This window comes from Herminiimonas sp. Marseille-P9896 (assembly GCF_903993245.1).
Lineage (GTDB): Bacteria > Pseudomonadota > Gammaproteobacteria > Burkholderiales > Burkholderiaceae_D > Oxalicibacterium > Oxalicibacterium contaminans.
On sequence record NZ_CAJEVT010000001.1, the window covers coordinates 222,358 to 241,248 of the forward strand.

15 protein-coding genes are annotated in these 18,891 nt (G+C 52.7%); 10 read left to right on the forward strand and 5 right to left on the reverse strand.

Annotated features, from left to right (window positions below):
• Window positions 1–2: 2 nt before the first annotated feature.
• From H7U06_RS01090 to H7U06_RS01115, 6 genes are read left to right on the forward strand one after another with little or no spacing between them, the layout of a single operon-like run.
• Window positions 3–488 carry a chemotaxis protein CheW gene (locus tag H7U06_RS01090; RefSeq protein ID WP_175624395.1) on the forward strand — a complete coding sequence of 162 codons (486 nt, stop codon included), beginning with the start codon at window positions 3–5 and terminating at the stop codon, window positions 486–488.
• Entirely contained in the window at window positions 485–1,765 is a 1,281-nt protein-coding gene (locus tag H7U06_RS01095) for a CheR family methyltransferase (protein WP_175624396.1), read from the forward strand. The genes H7U06_RS01090 and H7U06_RS01095 overlap by 4 nt, the downstream gene beginning before the upstream one ends.
• Window positions 1,758–2,432: a chemotaxis protein CheW gene (locus H7U06_RS01100; RefSeq protein ID WP_254873103.1), complete on the forward strand. Its 675-nt coding sequence runs from the start codon at window positions 1,758–1,760 to the stop codon at window positions 2,430–2,432. The genes H7U06_RS01095 and H7U06_RS01100 overlap by 8 nt, the downstream gene beginning before the upstream one ends.
• Window positions 2,429–4,696 carry a hybrid sensor histidine kinase/response regulator gene (locus H7U06_RS01105; RefSeq protein WP_175624397.1) on the forward strand — a complete coding sequence of 756 codons (2,268 nt, stop codon included), beginning with the start codon at window positions 2,429–2,431 and terminating at the stop codon, window positions 4,694–4,696. Before H7U06_RS01100 ends, H7U06_RS01105 begins: the two co-directional genes overlap by 4 nt.
• Window positions 4,697–4,698: 2 nt before the next feature.
• Window positions 4,699–5,709: a chemotaxis response regulator protein-glutamate methylesterase gene (locus H7U06_RS01110; RefSeq protein ID WP_175624398.1), complete on the forward strand. Its 1,011-nt coding sequence runs from the start codon at window positions 4,699–4,701 to the stop codon at window positions 5,707–5,709.
• 17 nt (window positions 5,710–5,726) lie between these two features.
• The gene (locus H7U06_RS01115; protein ID WP_175624399.1) at window positions 5,727–6,752 is read left to right on the forward strand and encodes a diguanylate cyclase; all 1,026 of its coding nucleotides are present in this window, start codon (window positions 5,727–5,729) and stop codon (window positions 6,750–6,752) included.
• A 69-nt stretch (window positions 6,753–6,821) separates the two neighbouring features.
• On the opposite strand, the gene H7U06_RS01120 is transcribed toward H7U06_RS01115, so the two are convergent.
• The 4 genes from H7U06_RS01120 to H7U06_RS01135 all read right to left on the reverse strand — a co-directional run bounded on the left by H7U06_RS01120 (window position 6,822) and on the right by H7U06_RS01135 (window position 11,511).
• Window positions 6,822–6,977, reverse strand: a complete 156-nt coding sequence (locus H7U06_RS01120) for a hypothetical protein (protein ID WP_175624400.1) — start codon at window positions 6,975–6,977, stop codon at window positions 6,822–6,824.
• 93 nt (window positions 6,978–7,070) lie between these two features.
• Window positions 7,071–7,964 (reverse strand): FecR domain-containing protein, encoded by an 894-nt coding sequence (locus H7U06_RS01125; RefSeq protein ID WP_175624401.1) that lies wholly within the window; start codon window positions 7,962–7,964, stop codon window positions 7,071–7,073.
• Complete coding sequence (locus H7U06_RS01130) at window positions 7,933–9,924, reverse strand: filamentous hemagglutinin N-terminal domain-containing protein (protein WP_254873104.1); 1,992 nt, start codon at window positions 9,922–9,924, stop codon at window positions 7,933–7,935. Before H7U06_RS01130 ends, H7U06_RS01125 begins: the two co-directional genes overlap by 32 nt.
• Window positions 9,925–9,930: 6 nt before the next feature.
• Window positions 9,931–11,511, reverse strand: a complete 1,581-nt coding sequence (locus H7U06_RS01135) for a ShlB/FhaC/HecB family hemolysin secretion/activation protein (protein ID WP_175624402.1) — start codon at window positions 11,509–11,511, stop codon at window positions 9,931–9,933.
• A gap of 312 nt (window positions 11,512–11,823) precedes the next feature.
• Between H7U06_RS01135 and dcm the strand changes: the two genes are divergently transcribed.
• Genes dcm through H7U06_RS01155 form a run of 4 tightly spaced genes read left to right on the forward strand, consistent with a single transcriptional unit; the run spans window position 11,824 to window position 16,139 of the window.
• Entirely contained in the window at window positions 11,824–13,188 is a 1,365-nt protein-coding gene (gene dcm, locus H7U06_RS01140; RefSeq protein ID WP_217703420.1) for a DNA (cytosine-5-)-methyltransferase, read from the forward strand.
• A gap of 3 nt (window positions 13,189–13,191) precedes the next feature.
• The gene (locus tag H7U06_RS01145; RefSeq protein ID WP_175624403.1) at window positions 13,192–13,671 is read left to right on the forward strand and encodes a very short patch repair endonuclease; all 480 of its coding nucleotides are present in this window, start codon (window positions 13,192–13,194) and stop codon (window positions 13,669–13,671) included.
• Window positions 13,649–14,962 (forward strand): MvaI/BcnI family restriction endonuclease, encoded by a 1,314-nt coding sequence (locus H7U06_RS01150; protein WP_175624404.1) that lies wholly within the window; start codon window positions 13,649–13,651, stop codon window positions 14,960–14,962. The genes H7U06_RS01145 and H7U06_RS01150 overlap by 23 nt, the downstream gene beginning before the upstream one ends.
• A 19-nt stretch (window positions 14,963–14,981) precedes the next feature.
• The gene (locus tag H7U06_RS01155; protein WP_175624405.1) at window positions 14,982–16,139 is read left to right on the forward strand and encodes a hypothetical protein; all 1,158 of its coding nucleotides are present in this window, start codon (window positions 14,982–14,984) and stop codon (window positions 16,137–16,139) included.
• A gap of 49 nt (window positions 16,140–16,188) precedes the next feature.
• Here the strand turns inward: H7U06_RS01155 and gyrB are convergent, their stop codons facing one another.
• Entirely contained in the window at window positions 16,189–18,687 is a 2,499-nt protein-coding gene (gyrB, locus tag H7U06_RS01160; RefSeq protein ID WP_175624406.1) for a DNA topoisomerase (ATP-hydrolyzing) subunit B, read from the reverse strand.
• Between the last annotated feature and the right edge of the window lie 204 nt (window positions 18,688–18,891).

Genomic DNA, 18,891 nt, shown 5'->3' on the forward strand with positions numbered 1-18,891 from the left:
ATATGACCTCCGGTAACGGACAAAAAATGCTCTTCCTGCTCTTTCAGATCGGGCGTGATCGCTATGCGCTGGAAGCGGCGCAAGTCGCGCTCGTGTTGCCGCTCGCGCAGTTCAAGAAAGTGCCAGGCACGCCGGCATGGGTGCAGGGCTTGTTCAATTACAACGGTCAACACGTTCCGGTCCTCGACATCAGTTTGTTGGCAACCGGTCAGCCAGCGGCAGCGCGCCTCAGCACCCGACTGGTGCTGGTGCACTACACACCGGCAGGACAGGCGACACAATTGCTCGGACTGGTGGTGGAAAAAGCCACCGACACCCTGCGCTGCGATCCGGCTGACTTCAGCCACTCGGGACTATCTAACGAAGATGCTGCGTACCTGGGGCCGGTCTTGCGTCGTGATGACGGTTTGATCCAGCGCATCAATGTGCAGGACTTGCTCGATGCATCGGTGCAAACCTTGCTCTTTCCGGAAGCGGCCAGCGCATGAGCACGCTCAACCGCATCGCCAGTCTGCTCCGGCACAGCATGGGGCTGGACGTCGCCTCCGTCGGCATGGGGCTGATAGAGCGCGCGGTCAGCGAACGCATGGCGACGCTGGGACTGAATCAGGACGCCTATCTGCTGGCCTTGCAATCAGCACCGGCGGAACTACAAGAATTAATCGAACTGGTGATCGTGCCGGAAACCTGGTTCTTCCGTGATCGCGAAGCCATACTATCGCTGGCACGCATGGCGCGTGCGCAGATCGCCGAACAGCCGGAGCGTTGCGTACGCGTGCTCAGCCTGCCGTGCTCTACCGGCGAAGAACCGTATTCGGTAGCAATGGCTCTGCTCGACGCAGGCATCCCGCCAGCCAACTTCCATATTGATGCGATCGACATCTGTCACCGTTCGCTCGCGACTGCGGAACGTGGCGTATATGGACGCAATTCCTTCCGCGGCAAATTGCTCGACTATCGCGACCGTCACTTCAGTACTGAGAAGGAAGTATCGACCTTATCGGAAGAAGTGCGCCTGCGCGTGCACTTCCGGCACGGCAATATGTTCGCGCCTGACTTCCTCATCAATGAAAAAGCGTATGACTTTGTGCTGTGTCGCAATGTCCTGATCTACTTCGATCGCGAGATGCAACAACAGGCGGTGGAAGTACTGGACCGACTCCTGCATACGCAAGGCACCATCTTCGTCGGACCGGCAGAAGCAGGCGTGATGCTGCGACCTAATCTGGTCTCAGCCGGAATACCACTCGCATTCGCTTTTAAAAAGCGCAGCACGCCTTTACCTGCCGCCGCTATTCACAAGCTTAAAAAAATCGATGTACCTCCATCGATCAAGATGCAGGCGCTGCCACCGGTACCGCCCATCCGCAAACCGTTTGCGAATGTGCCGCCGCTGGCACCTGCTGCACCCCAGGCCAGTCCATCTGTGGAAACTCCTTCCAGCGACGCCATACTCGCACGCGCCATGCAATGCGCGAACCAGGGTGAACTGATAGAAGCCGCACGACTGTGCAAGGAATACATGCAGCAGAACGGCCCGAATGCCGCCGCTCACTACCTGATGGGATTGATCAGCGACGCCAGACAAGATACCAACGACGCCATGCAGCACTATCGCAAGGCGATCTACCTGCAACCGAATCACTATGAAGCATTGACGCATCTGGCGGCACTGCTGGCCGCACAGGGTGATGCTGCCGGTGCCCGCCTGATGCAACAACGTGCACAACGCGTAGCAGGTACACAGGAGCAGCCGCATGCATGAACAACTGCAAACAGGTAATGCGGCCATGAGCATAAAAATCGATGATTGCTGGAATCGCATCGGTGTACGCGGCGACAGCACTTGCCCGAAACTGCAAGACTACTTCCGCTGCCTGAATTGCCCGACCTATGCGGCGGGTGCTTCGGCTCTGCTCGACCGTCCCATGACGGCAGAAGATTTAATCAGCGACTGGGGCCAAGGTGCGCAAAGCCTGGCTCGCAGCGAAACTGCTGTGTCTGCATTGATCTTCCGCGCCGGTGTTGAATGGCTGGCCTTGCCGACTGACGCCATCATCGAAGTCGCCGAGCAACGCACTATCCACACACTACCGCATCAGACCAATCGCGCGATCCTGGGCTTAAGCAATATACGCGGCTCGCTGCTGCTATGCGTCTCGCTGACGCAAATGCTGGGCGCGGAACGTGGCGAAGCAGCTGCCATCCAGCGCCTGCTGGTAGTCGGACACCAGGGACAAACACTGGTCTTCCCGGTAGACGAAGTACTGGGCGTGCAACGCTACACCCAGGCCGAATTGCAAACGGTGCCATCTACCGTGGCGCAATCACACACGACCTACACGCAAGCGATGATCGTCAGCAAGGACAAGAAGATAGGCCTGCTTGATTGCAATCTCTTGTTTTACGCGCTGAACCGGAGCCTGACATGAGCTCGCCCGACCTGAGCCAAATGTCCATGCTGGAGCTGTTCCGCCAGGAAGCGGAAAGCCAGACGCATGTCCTCAGCATAGGCTTGCTGGAACTCGAACAAAATCCGCGTTCGGCCGATCAGCTCGAAGCCTGCATGCGTGCTGCACATTCACTCAAAGGCGCGGCGCGTATCATCGGCCTCGCTGCAGGTGTTGATGTCGCGCACGTGATGGAAGATTGTTTCGTGTTGGCGCAGCGTGGCGAATTGCTGCTGCATCGCAAGCAAATCGATGTCTTGCTCAAAGGCGTCGATCTGCTGACGCGCATCGCCAATCCACCAAACAATGATGAAACCTGGGGCGACCACGCGGGAAAACCCGAGATCACGGCGTTCATCGCCAAACTGACTACCGCAATCGCAGAGCCGGATGATGGTGGCAGCACGGCAGAACAGGCGGCAGAAGTAATTGAAGCTGTTATCCCTGAAACCGACACACGACCAACAGGCAATGGTGCAGCGCTGTCAGATAGCCGCGAAAGCAGCATACGTTCGGTGCGCGTCAACGCAAAGAATCTTGATCGCCTGCTCAGCCTAAGCGGTGAATCACTGGTTGAATCACGTCGCCTCAAACCATTCACTGCCTCCATCCTGCGCCTCAAACGTACACAGCGTGAAGCAGGCCAGGCACTCGATCTGCTGCATCAACAGTTATCCGCACAAACTGCGGATGAAGCAACGCAAGCCGCGCTATCCGAAGTGCGCACGCTGATGATGCAGTGCCAGCACATGGTCGCCGACCAGCTGGGTGAACTGGAAACATTTGACCGCCGCTCGGTGAATTTATCGCAACGTTTATACGACGAAGCACTGGCCTGCCGCATGCGCCCGTTTGCCGATGGTACGCAGGGTTATGCGCGTATGGTGCGCGACGTTGGCCATGCGCTGGGCAAATCAGTACGGCTGGACATCATAGGTAACGCAACACAGATAGACCGCGACATCCTGGAAAAACTGGAAGCGCCTATCGGCCATCTGCTGCGCAATGCCATCGACCACGGCATAGAAAGTCCGCAACTGCGCAAAGCTGCAGGCAAACCGGAGCAAGGCACGATCACGCTGGAAGCACGTCATAGTGCGGGTATGTTGCTGGTAAACGTCAGCGATGATGGCGCCGGTATCGATCTCGATCAATTGCGCGCGACCATCATCCAGCGCAAGCTATCGAATGCCGACACGGTCGCGCAGTTGAGCGAAGCCGAATTGCTGGAATTCCTGTTGCTGCCCAGCTTCAGCCTGCGCGATACCGTCACCGATATCTCCGGTCGCGGCGTCGGCCTTGATGTCGTCAGCAATATGCTTAAGCAGGTGCGCGGCACCATACGTATCTCCAGCACCGTGCAGCAAGGAACCCGCTTCCAGCTGCAACTGCCGTTGACACTGTCCGTCATCCGCAGCCTGCTGGTGACCATCAACGATGAACCTTATGCATTCCCGCTGGCATACGTAAATCGCACGCTGGAACTACGCCGCGATCAGCTCGCCATGCTGGAAGGACAGCAGCACTTCACTTTCGATGGTCGTCAGATCGGCCTGGTCAGCGCGCATCAGATTTTGCAAAAGGGTGAACTGCGCGCCAAGGATGACCTGGTCTCGGTCGTTGTCATCGGTGACCACGAACACACTTACGGCCTGGCAGTCGATGCCTTCCTCGGTGAACGTATGCTGGTGGTACAACCTCTCGATAGCCGTCTCGGCAAGATACCGGATGTACTGGCCGGTGCGCTGATGGAAGATGGTGATCCGGTACTGATACTCGACGTGGCCGACATGGTGCGCTCGGTAGAAAAGCTGACCGCCGCCGGCAAGCTGGATGTGGTCCAGCATGGCAACAAGAATCTGAACGACGTCAAACGCAAAAAAGTACTGGTGGTCGACGACTCGCTGACCGTGCGTGAACTGGAACGCAAGCTGTTGAGCAATTGTGGTTACCAGGTTGTCGTCGCGGTCGATGGCATGGATGGCTGGAACGCGGTCCGCACCGAACACTTCGACCTCGTCATCACTGATATCGACATGCCGCGCATGGATGGCATAGAGCTGGTGTCATTGATACGACAAGCGCCTAACCTGCAAGCACTGCCGGTGATGATCGTGTCATACAAGGACAGGGAAGAAGACAGGCAACGCGGCCTTGATGCCGGGGCTGATTACTACTTCACCAAGAGCAGTTTCCACGACGAGAGCCTGCTGCAGGCTGTCACCGACCTGATAGGAGCGGCCTGAGCGTGAAAATCGGCATCGTCAATGACGTCCCCATGGTGGTTGAGATATTGCGCAGGGCGCTGGCAGAGCACCCCGCACATCAACTCATCTGGGTCGCTCAGGACGGTGTACAGGCAGCAGAGATGTGCGCATGGCAATTACCCGATGTGGTTCTGATGGACATCATCATGCCGAATGCGGACGGCGCCGAAGCAACGCGTCGCATCATGCAAAAAACACCTTGCCCGATACTGCTGGTGACAGCTGATATCAGCGCGAATGCCGTCAAGGTGTATGAAGCACTCGGTTACGGCGCGCTGGATGTGGTCACCACGCCAGTCATGACCGGTGGTAACTTCCAGCAGGGCGCGGCCGCATTAATTGCGAAGATAGAAAAAGTCGCACGCATGAGCAAGAAGGTGGAAGCACCGGCTCCTGCAAAGAAGCCGGTGGCCATCCGTGCACCAGATCTGTCCAACAAACTGGTCGTGATCGGTGCTTCTGCCGGCGGCCCGGCAGCCCTGGCCGAACTCTTGCGCGGCCTGCCTGCCGACTTTCCGGCCGCAGTCGTTATCGTGCAGCACATCAATCCAGCCTTTGTCGATGGCATGGCGGACTGGCTGCAACAACAAACCGCCTTGCGTGTGCGCGTGGCGAAAGAAGGCGATCAGCCGCTGAGTGGCACCGTCTTCATTGCTGGTACCAACCAGCACCTGCAAATCAAAAATCGCGACAGCCTTGGTTATGTCGCAGAGTCACCGACGGATATTTATCACCCGTCTATCGATGTGTTGTTTCACAGCGTGGTGCAGCAATGGCAAGGGAAGGCCGTGGGAGTACTGCTGACCGGCATGGGACGCGATGGCGCGCTCGGCCTGAAGGCGATGCACGATCATAAATATCACACCATCGTGCAGGATCAGGAAAGCAGTTCTGTATACGGGATGCCGAAAGCTGCCGCTGCACTGAATGCAGCGACAGACATACTGCCCGTATCCGGCATTGCACAAAAATTAGTCCATCTGTTTAATTGAATCTAGGGGTAAAAAATATGGAATCTTCCGCACTGAGCGACAGCGAACTCGGAATCCATCTACCGGCTGAAGAATACAAAATCATGGTTTTGCTGGTAGATGACCAGCCCATGGTCGGCGAAGCAATACGGCGCGCCTTGCTGAATGATCCGAACATCGACTTCCACTATTGCGCGCGTGCAGATGAAGCTTTACGCGTCGCAGAAAAGACCAAACCCACCGTCATCCTGCAGGATCTGGTGATGCCTGGTGTGGACGGCCTGACGCTGGTACGCCAGTACCGCCAGAACGCAACGACTTGCGACATTCCTATCATCGTGCTGTCGACCCGCGAAGATGCTGAAGTCAAACGCGATGCTTTCGCGACAGGCGTCAACGACTACATGGTGAAGCTACCAGATACGATAGAACTGATCGCACGCATCCGTTATCACTCACGCTCGTACAACAATTTGTTGCAACGTGATGCGGCTTATCGTGCCTTGCGCGAAAGCCAGCAGCAACTGCAAAAAAGTAACTTCGAACTGCAGCGCCTGACCAACACCGACGGCCTGACCGGTATTGCCAACCGTCGTTACTTCGATGACTACCTCAGTGCAGAATGGAAGCGCGCGCGTCGCGAACAGCAAGAGCTCTCCATCCTGCTGATCGACGTCGACAACTTCAAGCTATACAACGACACCTACGGCCACGTCGCCGGGGATCAGGTATTGAAGCAAGTCGCCAAATCACTGGAAGCCAGCGCCATGCGTCCGGCCGACCTGAGCGCACGTTTCGGCGGCGAAGAATTTGCCATCATCCTGCCAGCGACCGGCATCAATGGTGCCGTCATCTCGGGCAAGAAAGTCTGCGCTGCGGTGGAAACCCTGCAAATCCCGCATGCACATGCTGCATCGGGAGCATGGCTCACCGTCAGCATAGGCGTCGCCACCATGACGCCGCAATCGGACGACGCACCGAGTGACTTGATTGAACAGGCGGACAAACGCCTGTATCGCGCCAAGGAACAGGGCAAACATCGGGTGGTGTGGGAAGACGCATAAGTCTGCGTCTTGCTAAGGGATGAAACAAAAAAGGCTTCCATCTGGAAGCCTTTTTACTTTGCTCTTCATTTACGGACTGCCGTGTTGCACGCCGACATCGATGACACCGTAGGCTTCAACACTGGAACTACTATTGGGTGTGCGGGCATAAGCACCGCATCCGGCCAATGCCAGCGTAACAGGCAGTAGCAAAAGCAAAATCAATTTGCGCAGTAATTGTTTCATTGCATCACCGTATCAGATTTGCCTGCCGAAATTTGGCATGCTTGACTCATACGACATCACAACTCAATAAACATTCCCGCTGCATCATCAAACCTAACGCACCTCGCAATCGACCGCATTGGATTTAGGAGCGTTACTTGTTCCTGATACGGGAGGAGGCGCGCTAAACGCCGGTGGTAGCGTAAATTGCAAGCCCGGGTTTTTCGGCACAAGCACTGGCGCCTGTCTCGGATTCGGTGTAAAGCCGAACTGTCCGGCCGAAAAATTCTGCGCCCCTCCCGTATTTGTCACGGCAATCAAACCATCAATTACCTGCACATACAAACCCGGCGGCAACGGTGGCGTTGAACCAGTAGCGGTCGGCGTCACTCCTGTGGGCAAAGGTATATTGAGTTGCGCCAGCAGCAAAGGCCGGATAACTGCAGGTGCTGGCATGTCGCTGCGAATTGTCAGCATGGAGGAATCAAGCGCCGCAGTACTTGCCAGCAAATATGCATGGCGCGCAGCTGCAACTGTTTCCTCTGTCGGCTTGACATACTGCACGATCACATTCGCGGCTTGCATATTGATGTTGGCACTCGGAGTCACCATCTGCACGCTGTCCTTGCTGCGCTTGCCGAGTAAACCGGCATTGGAACGTACGCCACCTTGTACCAGCGTGAAGGCAACACTATCTGCCGCAGGCTTGGCCGCATCATACGAGAATTTATCTATAGTCAGCGTGGTATCTGGTTGCAGGATGAGCGTACTGCCATCGCTGAACCTGACTTGCGCATACGCTTTACCCTGGGTGGATAAAGTATCACCCGCTTCTACCGATGACTTCGTACCCAGCACGCGCATCGTACCGTTTGCTTTCTTTGCCAGCAAGGGTCCACTCAACAACGTGACCTTGCCGACTTCTGCCGCCTGAACCACTGTTGCTGTACACAAGACGGCCAGCAACAGGGCTGACTTAATTACAGTACATTTTTTTGGTCGGTTCATTTTTAGTTCCACTCTTGTCATTGGATGCGACTTCTTTGGTGTCGGCTTTCTTGTCATCGGATTTTTTATCATCTGGCGTCGAGCTACTTGCAGATGGTCCCGAACCGCCAGATGAACTATCGCCTTGCTTTTTTGTATCGAGGAAAGCTAGCTGATCGAAATCAGTCTTAGGCGCGGATGAATTAACGGTCTTGATGATTTCATTGCTTGCCTGTTGTACCGGCTTGACTGGTTCACTGGCAGTTGGCGGCGACAATACCTGGCACAAGGCCGAATTAGGCGCGATAGTGCAGATGTCAACGGAAGGGGGTGGAGTCACTGGAGGGACTACAACGGGCGGATTCAAATAGTCTGTAATGGTCTTGACCCCTCCGGCATTGATGGCAGTTATACCATCACCTAGAACTCGCCCTTCCCCAGTACCAAAGTAATTCGCAGCCAGCGTTATGTTTTTAGTGAAACTCAACATCGCATCCACGTATATGTTGTTACCGGCCTGAGCAGTGAGACTCACACCTTCATGTGTGTTGACGACACCATACTGAAAGGTAATGTCGTTGGTCGCTTGCAGAATAACGTCTGCTGTTGCATTCGACAGTAACTGCGCACTGATTTCTGTAGTTTCACCGGGGCGACTGTCAAATGCTGCAACATCAATCAAAGACGCAGGTCCGTCGTTCACAATAATATTTTCCGGATCAAGCAACCACTGACCGTTCTTTCCTTTCGACGCACCGGCATTCACACGTATGCCCGCCACATCCAGATGATGACCAGAGGTTTCGATAAATCCACCATTCCCCGACTGCGCACCGCCGCGTGCAAAGATAGAACCATAAGCCTGCGCAGTCTGGGTACCCCAGACAATGACCTTGCCGCCATCACCACTCGTGATCGCGTCTGCTTTGATGACCGCATCCTTGCCGACAAAAGTTTGCTCGGCATTCATCACCGCAGCATTTTTGCCCTGGTAGTCACCACCGATCAGCGCTGTCCCGCCGCCGGTCTGACCGCTGACATCAACTAATGCGTCACCCATCAGGCCAACTTTTTCACCGAGCACCTGCACTTCGCCGCCTTTGCCCTCACCAGTTGCACTCGTCACGCTACCGGCTTCCAGCAAAGTCGTACCGCTGGCCTTCAGGATAATCTTGCCGTTCTCACCGACCACCGCGCTGTTCGCATTCAGCTTGCCGCGCTGGTTAATCAGAGCGCCATAGATACCGATCTTGCCGCCTTGCGCAATGACGTCACCAAGATTCAGCGCACGATCAGTCGGCGCTGATACGACTACCTGCATGTCTGGATTGGTCGAGTCTGCCAGTTGTACGCTACGCCCCGCTGCCAGTACCACATCACCTTTAGGCGAGGTGATGATGCCGCTATTGCTGACATCCGGCGCGATCAGATAAACCTGCCCACCGCTAGGCGTGGTAATCGCACCGAGATTGCTCACCGCTCCGGTGACATCACCTGCGGTGAATTTATTCTTACCAGCGAGGAAGTCGCTATTTGAAATCGCCAGCGTCGATGCTACAAGACCAGCCACGTTCACTTGCGACCCAGCACCAAACATAATGCCGTTTGGATTGATCAGGAACACGCGACCGTTTGATTGCAGTGCACCCATAATGCGGGTCGGGTCCTGACCAGTGATGCGGTTCAACACAGCGCTGCTGCTGTTTTGCTGTATGAAGCGCACCATCTCACCGGCACCAATGGAGAAGCTGCTCCAGTTAATAATCGCGTTCGGGCTATTCGTAATCGTGAAGACATTCCCTTGCTGCGAGAAGGTGACCTGTCCATTCACGACTGTAGGATTGGATGGATTCGCAACTGCGCTACCGATACCTGTAACACCGAGGCAAGCGGCCAACAGCGGCGGTAAAAATGCGCAGCGCACAGACCAGGCGAGGGTAGAGGGTTTATTCAAAGCCATATTCATCGATTTCTTCATCATGGCTCCTTAGAAAGACAAGGCAAGACGTGCGTGTACACGGTTGTCACCGCTGCGGGTTACTGTCAGCGGAGAATCCCGCAGCACATGGCCGACATCAACCTGGAAGTTCACGTCATTACCTAGCTGCAAGCGTAGACCTAAACCGACGCTATTGATAGAAATTGTGCTGAACTCGCCTGGCAAGGCGTGATTACGTGTCAGATAAGCATGATCGTAAAAGGCCAAGGCGCGGCATGACCACTTGCTATTGCTGCATAAAGGCGCGGTGTACACCTCAAAGTTACCTGTAATACCGGAATCATTCGCCACTTCACGTTCGAGGAAACCACGTACCGAAGCAGAACCGCCAGCACCAAATTGCTCACCCGGAATCAAGGCATCCTTGGTGTACTGACCATTAATAATCGCGCGCGCCAGCCATTGCTCCGGCAAGGCTTGCGTCAGGCTCGCACCGACGCGCAGCGCTGTGTAATTCGCTTTTGCGTTAATACGTGCACGTTCAAAGTCGCTCTGACGCCCATTCGAACCACCAGAAATGTTCTGCAATAAAGTCGTAACGAACCCGATGGAACCATCGCCCCAAGTCCAATCTGCCTGATAAGCCAGGCTCAACGGACGCACCGTAATATCTGCGCCCAGCTCGTAGCCGCTCCACTGAGTACTGTTTTTATACTCTTTCAAGTCGATGCCATAAATCAATTTGGATTCGTAGTTGCCAACGGTCGCTAGGTTTTGGTTATAACGTGCGCCATACATATAACCTTTACCGCTCACTACGAAATCAAGAAGTCCTGCCGTCACCGTGCCTGCATTCACATCCGAATAACTCGCATAGAAATCCATCGAGTCACCCAGCGCATATAGCGGCACGTGATAACCAACGCCATACACACCGACACGGCTAGGTTCTTCCAGCGTAGTCGTGTACTGCAAGCTCATCACATGATCGAGACCGAACATATTTGCGTTCTGCAAAACGACACCAGCGCGGGTACGGCCAGTGGACGGCACGCCGGTATTGTCCAGGCTCACCGTCGTACGCCAGATCGATTCGTCAACAACTGCCAACGTCGCTTCGACTTCATCATCCTGCTCGGTCGACTTCATCCGCATCGTCACCTTCTTGGCCGGATTCTCATTCGCCAGCTTCAGGCTCTTGGAAACCGCTTTCAGATCAGGTGTTTGTCCCTCTTGCAGCGCAGGCAGGGAACGACGGATATTCGCATCATCGAAATGGCTATTGCCTTCGATGACCACATTGCTAATCTTGGTCTGCACCACATTCAGCACTACGGTGCCGTGATCCAGCTCCTGCTCAGGCAAATCGACACGCACCAACTGATATCCGCGCGCGCGGTAAGCCGCCTCCAGCGCTTCCAGCGCCCCCATCACATCAGCAAAATCACGCTGCTTGCCGAGGTAGGGCGCAACCAGGCTATCGACAGTCTGCGCAGGCAACAAAGTATTGCCGCGGACATCGAAGTGGTTGATATCAAAATGAACGGAAGTGCCAGTATCGGCGGACGCCGAAGCACAGGTCGCGGCCAGCAAAGTGCCGGCCAGCATAGACATAAAACGGTATTTCATCGGATCGCCCTTGGGCAGCGTAGTTATTATGGTTTTAGGTAGACGCCACGCGGGTTGCGGAGCGATCCTGCCGTGGGGTTCTAGTCTACAGAATTTGTATTTCCTGTAAGGAAAATTTCTGCTTGGGAACTGACATATGATGTTGGGACGCTACAGTCCGCTCACGATTTGATTACAACTAAAAATCGAACTCTTCCGATGGAAATGATATTAGTTATTTCCATGCCACAACCCTTTTCGATTGCTCTTTTCTGCATATTCATCTGGGTTAAATGAGTGATATCATGTCACGCATTAATCCCCGAAATAAAAATGACCATGAACTCAAAAGACGAAGAATTATCCCTATTAAAAAGTGTTCTTGAGATTTATGATCAGAAGTATATTGCCGAATACCTGAACAGGATATCACCGACAGATTGGTGCAGAGAGACTATCAATCGTTGGCTCAATGGCAAAGCATCGCCCAAACTTAGCCACAATGAATTTGAGGAATTGCAACGCCTGCTTCCTCAGCCGCCCTCGGCTAAAACCAAATATGATTTTGACTTCATTGATCTTTTTGCCGGCATCGGGGGCATTCGTCTTGGTTTTGAAAAAGCAGGTGGCCGTTGCGTGATGACCAGCGAATGGAATAAATACTCTGTCAAAACATATAAAGCAAACCATTATTCTGACCCTGACGCGCACATTTTTAATGAAGACATCCGCGAACTGACTTTAAGCGATAAAGAAGATGTATCCGAAGATGATGCTTATAAGCACATTGACTCCGCGGTGCCCAACCATGATGTTCTACTGGCTGGCTTCCCTTGTCAGCCATTCTCGATTGCCGGGGTTTCGAAGAAAAATTCGCTTGGTGTAAAACATGGATTTGAATGCAAAACTCAAGGCACATTATTTTTCGATGTCGCCCGGATCATTGCTGTCAAACGGCCGGTTGCGTTCGTACTTGAAAACGTCAAAAATCTAAAAAGCCACGATAAAGGACGCACCTTTAAGGTCATTACAGAGACACTGGAAGAACTTGGATACTGGATTGCAGATGTAAATCACGATGGCACAAACGACCCCAAAATTATTGACGGGAAAAATTTTGTGCCACAACATCGCGAACGAATAGTATTAGTCGGTTTTCGAAAAGATTTAGGCGTTCACGATGGCTTTACCTTAAGTGACGTATCTAAACAATTTCCGAAGCAGAAACCGGTTTTAAGTGATGTCCTTGATGAGGTTGTAGATAATAAATACATTCTGACTCCCAAACTTTGGGAGTACCTGTTCAACTATTCCATTAAACACAAAGCCAAAGGAAACGGATTTGGTTACGGACTAGTCAAAGGCACAGATACGACACGCACCCTATCCGCCCGGTATCACAAAGATGGCTCAGAGATTTTGGTTGATCGTGGCTTTAATCATTCAAAGCCACTGTCTGACAAAAAAAATCAAGCAAATCGTCCGCGACGCCTGACTCCTCGCGAGTGTGCGCGACTAATGGGTTATGACGGTCCAGGCGAAAGTAATTTCCGGATTCCTGTTTCTGATACTCAGGCATACAGACAATTTGGTAACTCTGTCGTGGTACCGGTTTTTTCAGCTGTCGCCAAAATAATGAAATCCAGAATTCTGGAAGCAAAGGTACGGGCCTGCCAAAAACTTGATAAGGCTGCGTAACTTTTGACAGATGTTCACAGCACATCAATTCGCTCAAAAAACATGCGGGCTATCCGGCATCGTGATACGAAGCCGGAACTTCTCATAAGAAAAGCCCTGCATAAGAGAGGATTCAGATACCGCCTGAACGTTAAGAAACTACCAGGCACTCCAGATATCGTACTTCCGAAATATCGCGCCCTGATCTTCGTCCACGGTTGTTTCTGGCATGGTCATCAATGCCATCTGTTTAAAATCCCCAAAACACGAACAGATTTTTGGCTTACAAAGATAGAGAATAATCTTAAAAGAGATATAATTTCCCAGAAGAACTTATGTGCCGGGGACTGGCGCGTAGCTGTCGTTTGGGAATGCGCTCTTAAAGGTCAGCACAAGCTTTCCTTCGAGGCACTGATCAATGAGCTAAGCAATTGGATAGTCAATCCCCGAGTTCAAAACGTTGAATTCCAGGGGACGGTGATTGAAAGAGTTTCAGACACTTGATGCGTTGCTAGCTTGCGTGACCGGTCTTGGTGCGAAACATGTTTATTGCAAATTGCTCGCTGAAAATGACAATACAAAGCAGCAAATTTATCTCGGTAAGAATTTTGACGTTCTGAAGTTGCTGAAGTTTGGACCAGTGCAAACCTTCCCAGGAGGCAAGCGTCCGAATTTTAAGGCTAATGTTCCGATGAGTTGGATCGATGGAACTGGCCAAGCAGAGCCTGCAACCGGGGCGCAACTGATTCTTTATCCCGACTATCCGGAGGTACGACTTTCCGGCTTCTTACGAGGCTGCAAACTCGCACCCTCCCACCTGCTTCAACCCATCCCAAAGGAGTTTCGGAAATTTAATCAGGGCAGAGATGGCCGCGTCATGTTTTTTGCTGTCACTGAAACGGACGTGTATACCTATCTGGCTGCCGCCGATACCGCTGTAGCCAGAGAGATTCAAGCGGTAGGTTTGCCGGAAGGCCTTCCGGAATGGGGCACATTACAGGAAGTTGTCAGTGCTAAGTCTCCCGATCTGCGAGAAGTCCTGTTAGCCAAACTAAGCGAATTTTGTAATTCAGGATGGCATAAGTCTCAGCGCCTGAACAAACATGGCGTCTTGCAACCATATGTTGCTCAGAATGGTGGTGGCTATACCTTAGAAGCTTTGTTCGGCATCATTCCTAATGGCAAATCCGCCCCCGATTTTATGGGGTGGGAGCTAAAAGCCTACAGCAGTTCACGTATTACATTAATGACGCCGGAACCTGACGGCGGCTATTACGGAAACAATGGCGTCGAGGCATTCCTCCGGCGGTACGGCAGACAACTCGAGGACGATGTCATCTATTTCACCGGCAGCCATAAAAGTGGTGTACCGTCTGCAAGCTCTGGACATACCCTTTCGATATCGGGGTTTGATGCTATCGCCAACAAGGTCACCGACGTAGATGGCGGCATTCAGTTACGAGCACCTGATGGAACACTATCAGCCGAATGGTCATTTGCAGGTCTGATTGAGCATTGGGGGCGCAAACACGCAGCTGCCGCTTACATTCCATATCAAAAATCAAAAACTATACCACCTGAGTATCAATACGACAGCCCGATCTTGTTAGGTGAAGGTACTCAGTTCACGTTATTTTTAAGTGCATTGGCCGCGGGATATGTAGTTTATGACCCCGCACCAAAACTTATGAATGCCAGCGGCATACGACCAAAGACGAAGGCCCGCAGCCAGTTCCGGATGAAAGTAAAAGATCTGCATCATCTTTACCTTCGCTTCTCCGAAATTAAGCTTTAACTGCGTCCCTTCAAACGATATGACGCAGACCACAGAATTTGATGACCAAAGATACCTGGTCGACTGGATACATAAAGCAGAATGGATCTTCCCGACAAGAAGTTCCGAAACAGGAAATTTATCTTCTAGGACCCCAAGCCTTGTAACCGACCTGCATTTTGAGCATTACCTTATCGGACGTTCCGAGCTTGGCCTTGATGGCGACATAACATTCGGCTGGAGCGTATGCGAAGAACATCGCACAATGAATCGTCATTGGTACAAGATTTCCGAGAAAAATCAGAACCCACAAACCGACCTGAATAAAGCTTTTATTCTTTCCGTTGCACAGGCTTCCCCGAAAGACCGTTTCTTTGTTGTCGACTGGAGCGTAGAGGAAGAGCAAAACGCGCCGCCGAGCCTCAATTGGAAAATCAAGGAGGTAATAGTCAATGCGGGCAACATCAAATGGGCTTCAAATCAAAAGCTTGCTGAGTACCAATCCAAGACCATTTCTAAAAGTGTCAAAGCAGCACTTGAAAGTCGCAAGAACTGCGAACACAACGGACTGATCTCCAAATGGCTGATGCGAATTGGATCCGAGCATTTGAAACGTCTTCTGATTACTCGTTGCCTGATGAATTTCGGCGGTCTATACCTGACAGATATAGACGCTGTTGGGACAGATACATCCGGACGAACTCAAATCATTGAGTTCAAACGAAAAGATCCCGCAAAGGGTAATGATTGTTATCAACTGCTCCCTCTGCCTCCTGCAAAAGAAACCATATCAACATACTTGAATGTAATAGCTACCGAATTGGATCCCATTAAGAAAAACAAGGTCGAACTCAATGCCACATTTAAGAATAAGGATCGCTGGAAACAAATGCCGGCTGAAGCGTGTTTTGGATTAGATACATCACATGCAAAGAATATTGAATTATGTGAGCGGACTGGAATGATATACAGACATATCATATGGAATAACGATGAAAAAACACCTGGAAATTTACTTGAGGCAGATCTGACACCGGTACATTTTCAAAATTTACTAATGCTCACAGTATGTGCCAAGCATATAGAGAAAATCAGCAGGACCGGTGGACGAGATTCAGGCTCCTATACAACTAACACGCGGTTCCAGTTAATGATTCCAGAGAAAATATTTGAACCTGTAAAAATAGCTCCTTACTAAAATTTATCAAAAAAAACGGCCCTTACGGGCCGTTTTTAACAAGAACATATCAGATATCAATATTCCCCGCCGAAAGCGCATTCAACTCAATAAACGCCCGACGTGGTTCCACGTCATCGCCCATCAAAGTAGTGAAGATCTGATCCGCAGCAATCGCGTCTTCGATCTGCACTTTTAACAAGCGGCGTACAGCTGGGTCCATCGTTGTTTCCCACAGCTGCTCTGGATTCATTTCACCCAGACCTTTGTAGCGTTGTTTGCCGACGTTGCGTTCTGCTTCGCTACGCAGCCAGTTCATCGCCTGGTGGAAGTCGCTGACTGCCGATACCTTGGCTTTGTCGCCTGCGCCACGTTGCACGATTGCGCCTGGGCCGATGAGGCCTTTGAAGGTTGCTGCTGCAGCTGCCAGTACGGTGTAGTCGGAGCCATTGACGAAGTCGGTGTCTATGCTGCTGACTTTGACGTTGCCGTGGTACATGCGCTGGATGCGCAGTGTGTGTTTGTCGGACAGTTCATCCGATTTCACGGTGACGGTGACCGATGGTTCGTTGATGCCGTCTTGCAAACGTTGTGCCGATTCTTGTGCTGCGCTGACCGAGCTCAGGTCCAGCGTGACGCCGGTCATGATGGCGGTGAGGGCGGCGCCGTCTACTGCGCGGGTGAGGCGGTTGATGATGGCGTTGGCCATGTTGTACTGGCGTACGAGTTCGGCCAGTGCATCACCAGCGATCGGTTGTGCACCTTCTGCAGGAATCAGTGCCGCGTCGTTCAATGCGATTTGCATCATGTAGACGGCTTCTTCCACGTCATCTTTCAGATAACGTTCGTCCTTGCCGTGCTTGACCTTGTACAGCGGCGGTTGCGCGATGTAGACGTGGCCGCGCTCTACCAGTTGCGGCATCTGGCGATACAGCAGGGTGAGCAGCAGGGTGCGGATGTGCGCGCCGTCGACGTCCGCATCGGTCATGATGATGATGCGGTGGTAACGCAGTTTCTCGATGTTGAATTCGTCGGCACCGATGCTGGTACCCAGCGTTGCGATCAGGGTGGTGATTTGTTCGCTGGCCAGCATTTTTTCAAAGCGGGCTTTTTCAACGTTGAGGACTTTACCGCGCAATGGCAGGATGGCCTGGAATTTACGGTCGCGACCTTGCTTGGCCGAGCCGCCCGCGGAGTCACCTTCGACTACGTAGAGTTCGCACAGTGCCGGATCTTTTTCCTGGCAGTCAGCCAGCTTGGCGGAAAGACCGAGGCCGTCCATGACACCTTTACGACGGGTGAGGTCGCGCGCCTTGCGTGCTGCTTCACGGGCACGTGCTGCTTCGACGATTTTGCCGCAGATAATTTTGGCGTCGTTTGGTTTTTCCTGCAGGTAGTCAGCCAATGTCTTCGCAACGATTTCTTCGACCGGGCCACGCACTTCGCTCGATACCAGTTTGTCTTTGGTTTGCGAGCTGAATTTAGGCTCAGGTACTTTGACCGACAATACGCAGGTCAGACCTTCGCGCATGTCGTCGCCGCTGATTTCTACTTTGGCTTTTTTCGCGAATTCGTGTTCGTCGATGTATTTGTTGATGACGCGTGTCATCGCCGCGCGCAGGCCGGTGAGGTGAGTACCACCGTCGCGTTGCGGAATGTTGTTGGTGAAGCAGAGTACTTGTTCGTTGTAGGCGTCGTTCCATTGCATGGAGACGTCGACCGTGATGTTGGTGTTCTGGTCCGACATACGTTCGCCAGTTGCCTGGAAGATGGTCGGGTGCAGGACGCTCTTCGCTTTATTGATGTATTCAACGAAGCCACGGGTGCCGCCTTCGAATGCGAAGTCTTCTTCCTTGCCGGTGCGCTGATCGCTGAGCTTGATGTGCACGCCGTTGTTGAGGAAGGACAGTTCGCGGATACGCTTGGCCAGGATGTCGTAGTGGAATTCGACGTTGGTGAAGATTTCTTCATCCGCCCAGAAGTGCACTTCGGTACCGCGCTTTTCGGTATCGCCTATGACTTTGATCGGAGAGACGACCATGCCGTCTATGGTTTCGAGTTCACGGTTTTGCGGTACACCGCGCACGAATTCCATTTGATGTTTTTTGCCATCGCGACGGATGGTCAGGCGCAGCAGCTTGGATAAGCCGTTGACGCAAGAGACACCCACACCGTGCAAACCGCCGGAGACTTTGTATGCGTTTTGATCGAATTTGCCGCCTGCGTGCAGTTCGGTCATGACGATTTCTGCCGCGCTGCGTTTAGGCTCGTGCTTGTCATCCCATTTGATGCCGGTCGGAATACCGCGGCCGTTGTCAGTGATGGAGATGGAATTGTCTGAGTGGATGGTGACGTGGATGTCGGTGCAGTGACCGGCCAGCGCTTCATCGATGGAGTTGTCCAGCACTTCGAACACGCAGTGGTGCAGACCGGTACCGTCCGACGTATCACCAATGTACATACCTGGGCGCTTGCGCACCGCTTCCAGCCCTTCGAGGATCTGGATGGAGGACGCACCGTATTGAGCGGATTGCGGCTGTGGGGCGTTGTCGTTAGGGATCGCGGACATGGTTACCTTTAATAACGGTTACTAAGTCATAGACCTGCTGTGGGAGTGTGGACGGAAGGCGGGTTTGAATACCTGGCGGTTACTCAAAGAGGCTGACCTGTCCGGTTTCTCCTGAAGAAGAACTGGCTTGCGCGGCTTACGCGCTGGCTGGCTTGACCTCACACATACGGGCTATGACTTAACTACAAAAAATTGCTGCAAAAC

Bases quoted from the DNA above. Each gene is read 5' to 3' on its own strand.
- H7U06_RS01135 (WP_175624402.1), bottom strand. From the start codon at position 11,511: ATGAAATACCGTTTTATGTCTATGCTGGCCGGCACTTTGCTGGCCGCG.
- H7U06_RS01105 (WP_175624397.1), top strand. From the start codon at position 2,429: ATGAGCTCGCCCGACCTGAGCCAAATGTCCATGCTGGAGCTGTTCCGC.
- H7U06_RS01100 (WP_254873103.1), top strand. From the start codon at position 1,758: ATGCATGAACAACTGCAAACAGGTAATGCGGCCATGAGCATAAAAATC.
- H7U06_RS01120 (WP_175624400.1), bottom strand. From the start codon at position 6,977: ATGAAACAATTACTGCGCAAATTGATTTTGCTTTTGCTACTGCCTGTT.
- H7U06_RS01095 (WP_175624396.1), top strand. From the start codon at position 485: ATGAGCACGCTCAACCGCATCGCCAGTCTGCTCCGGCACAGCATGGGG.
- gyrB (WP_175624406.1), bottom strand. From the start codon at position 18,687: ATGTCCGCGATCCCTAACGACAACGCCCCACAGCCGCAATCCGCTCAA.
- dcm (WP_217703420.1), top strand. From the start codon at position 11,824: ATGACCATGAACTCAAAAGACGAAGAATTATCCCTATTAAAAAGTGTT.
- H7U06_RS01090 (WP_175624395.1), top strand. From the start codon at position 3: ATGACCTCCGGTAACGGACAAAAAATGCTCTTCCTGCTCTTTCAGATC.
- H7U06_RS01130 (WP_254873104.1), bottom strand. From the start codon at position 9,924: ATGATGAAGAAATCGATGAATATGGCTTTGAATAAACCCTCTACCCTC.
- H7U06_RS01155 (WP_175624405.1), top strand. From the start codon at position 14,982: ATGACGCAGACCACAGAATTTGATGACCAAAGATACCTGGTCGACTGG.
- H7U06_RS01125 (WP_175624401.1), bottom strand. From the start codon at position 7,964: ATGAACCGACCAAAAAAATGTACTGTAATTAAGTCAGCCCTGTTGCTG.
- H7U06_RS01115 (WP_175624399.1), top strand. From the start codon at position 5,727: ATGGAATCTTCCGCACTGAGCGACAGCGAACTCGGAATCCATCTACCG.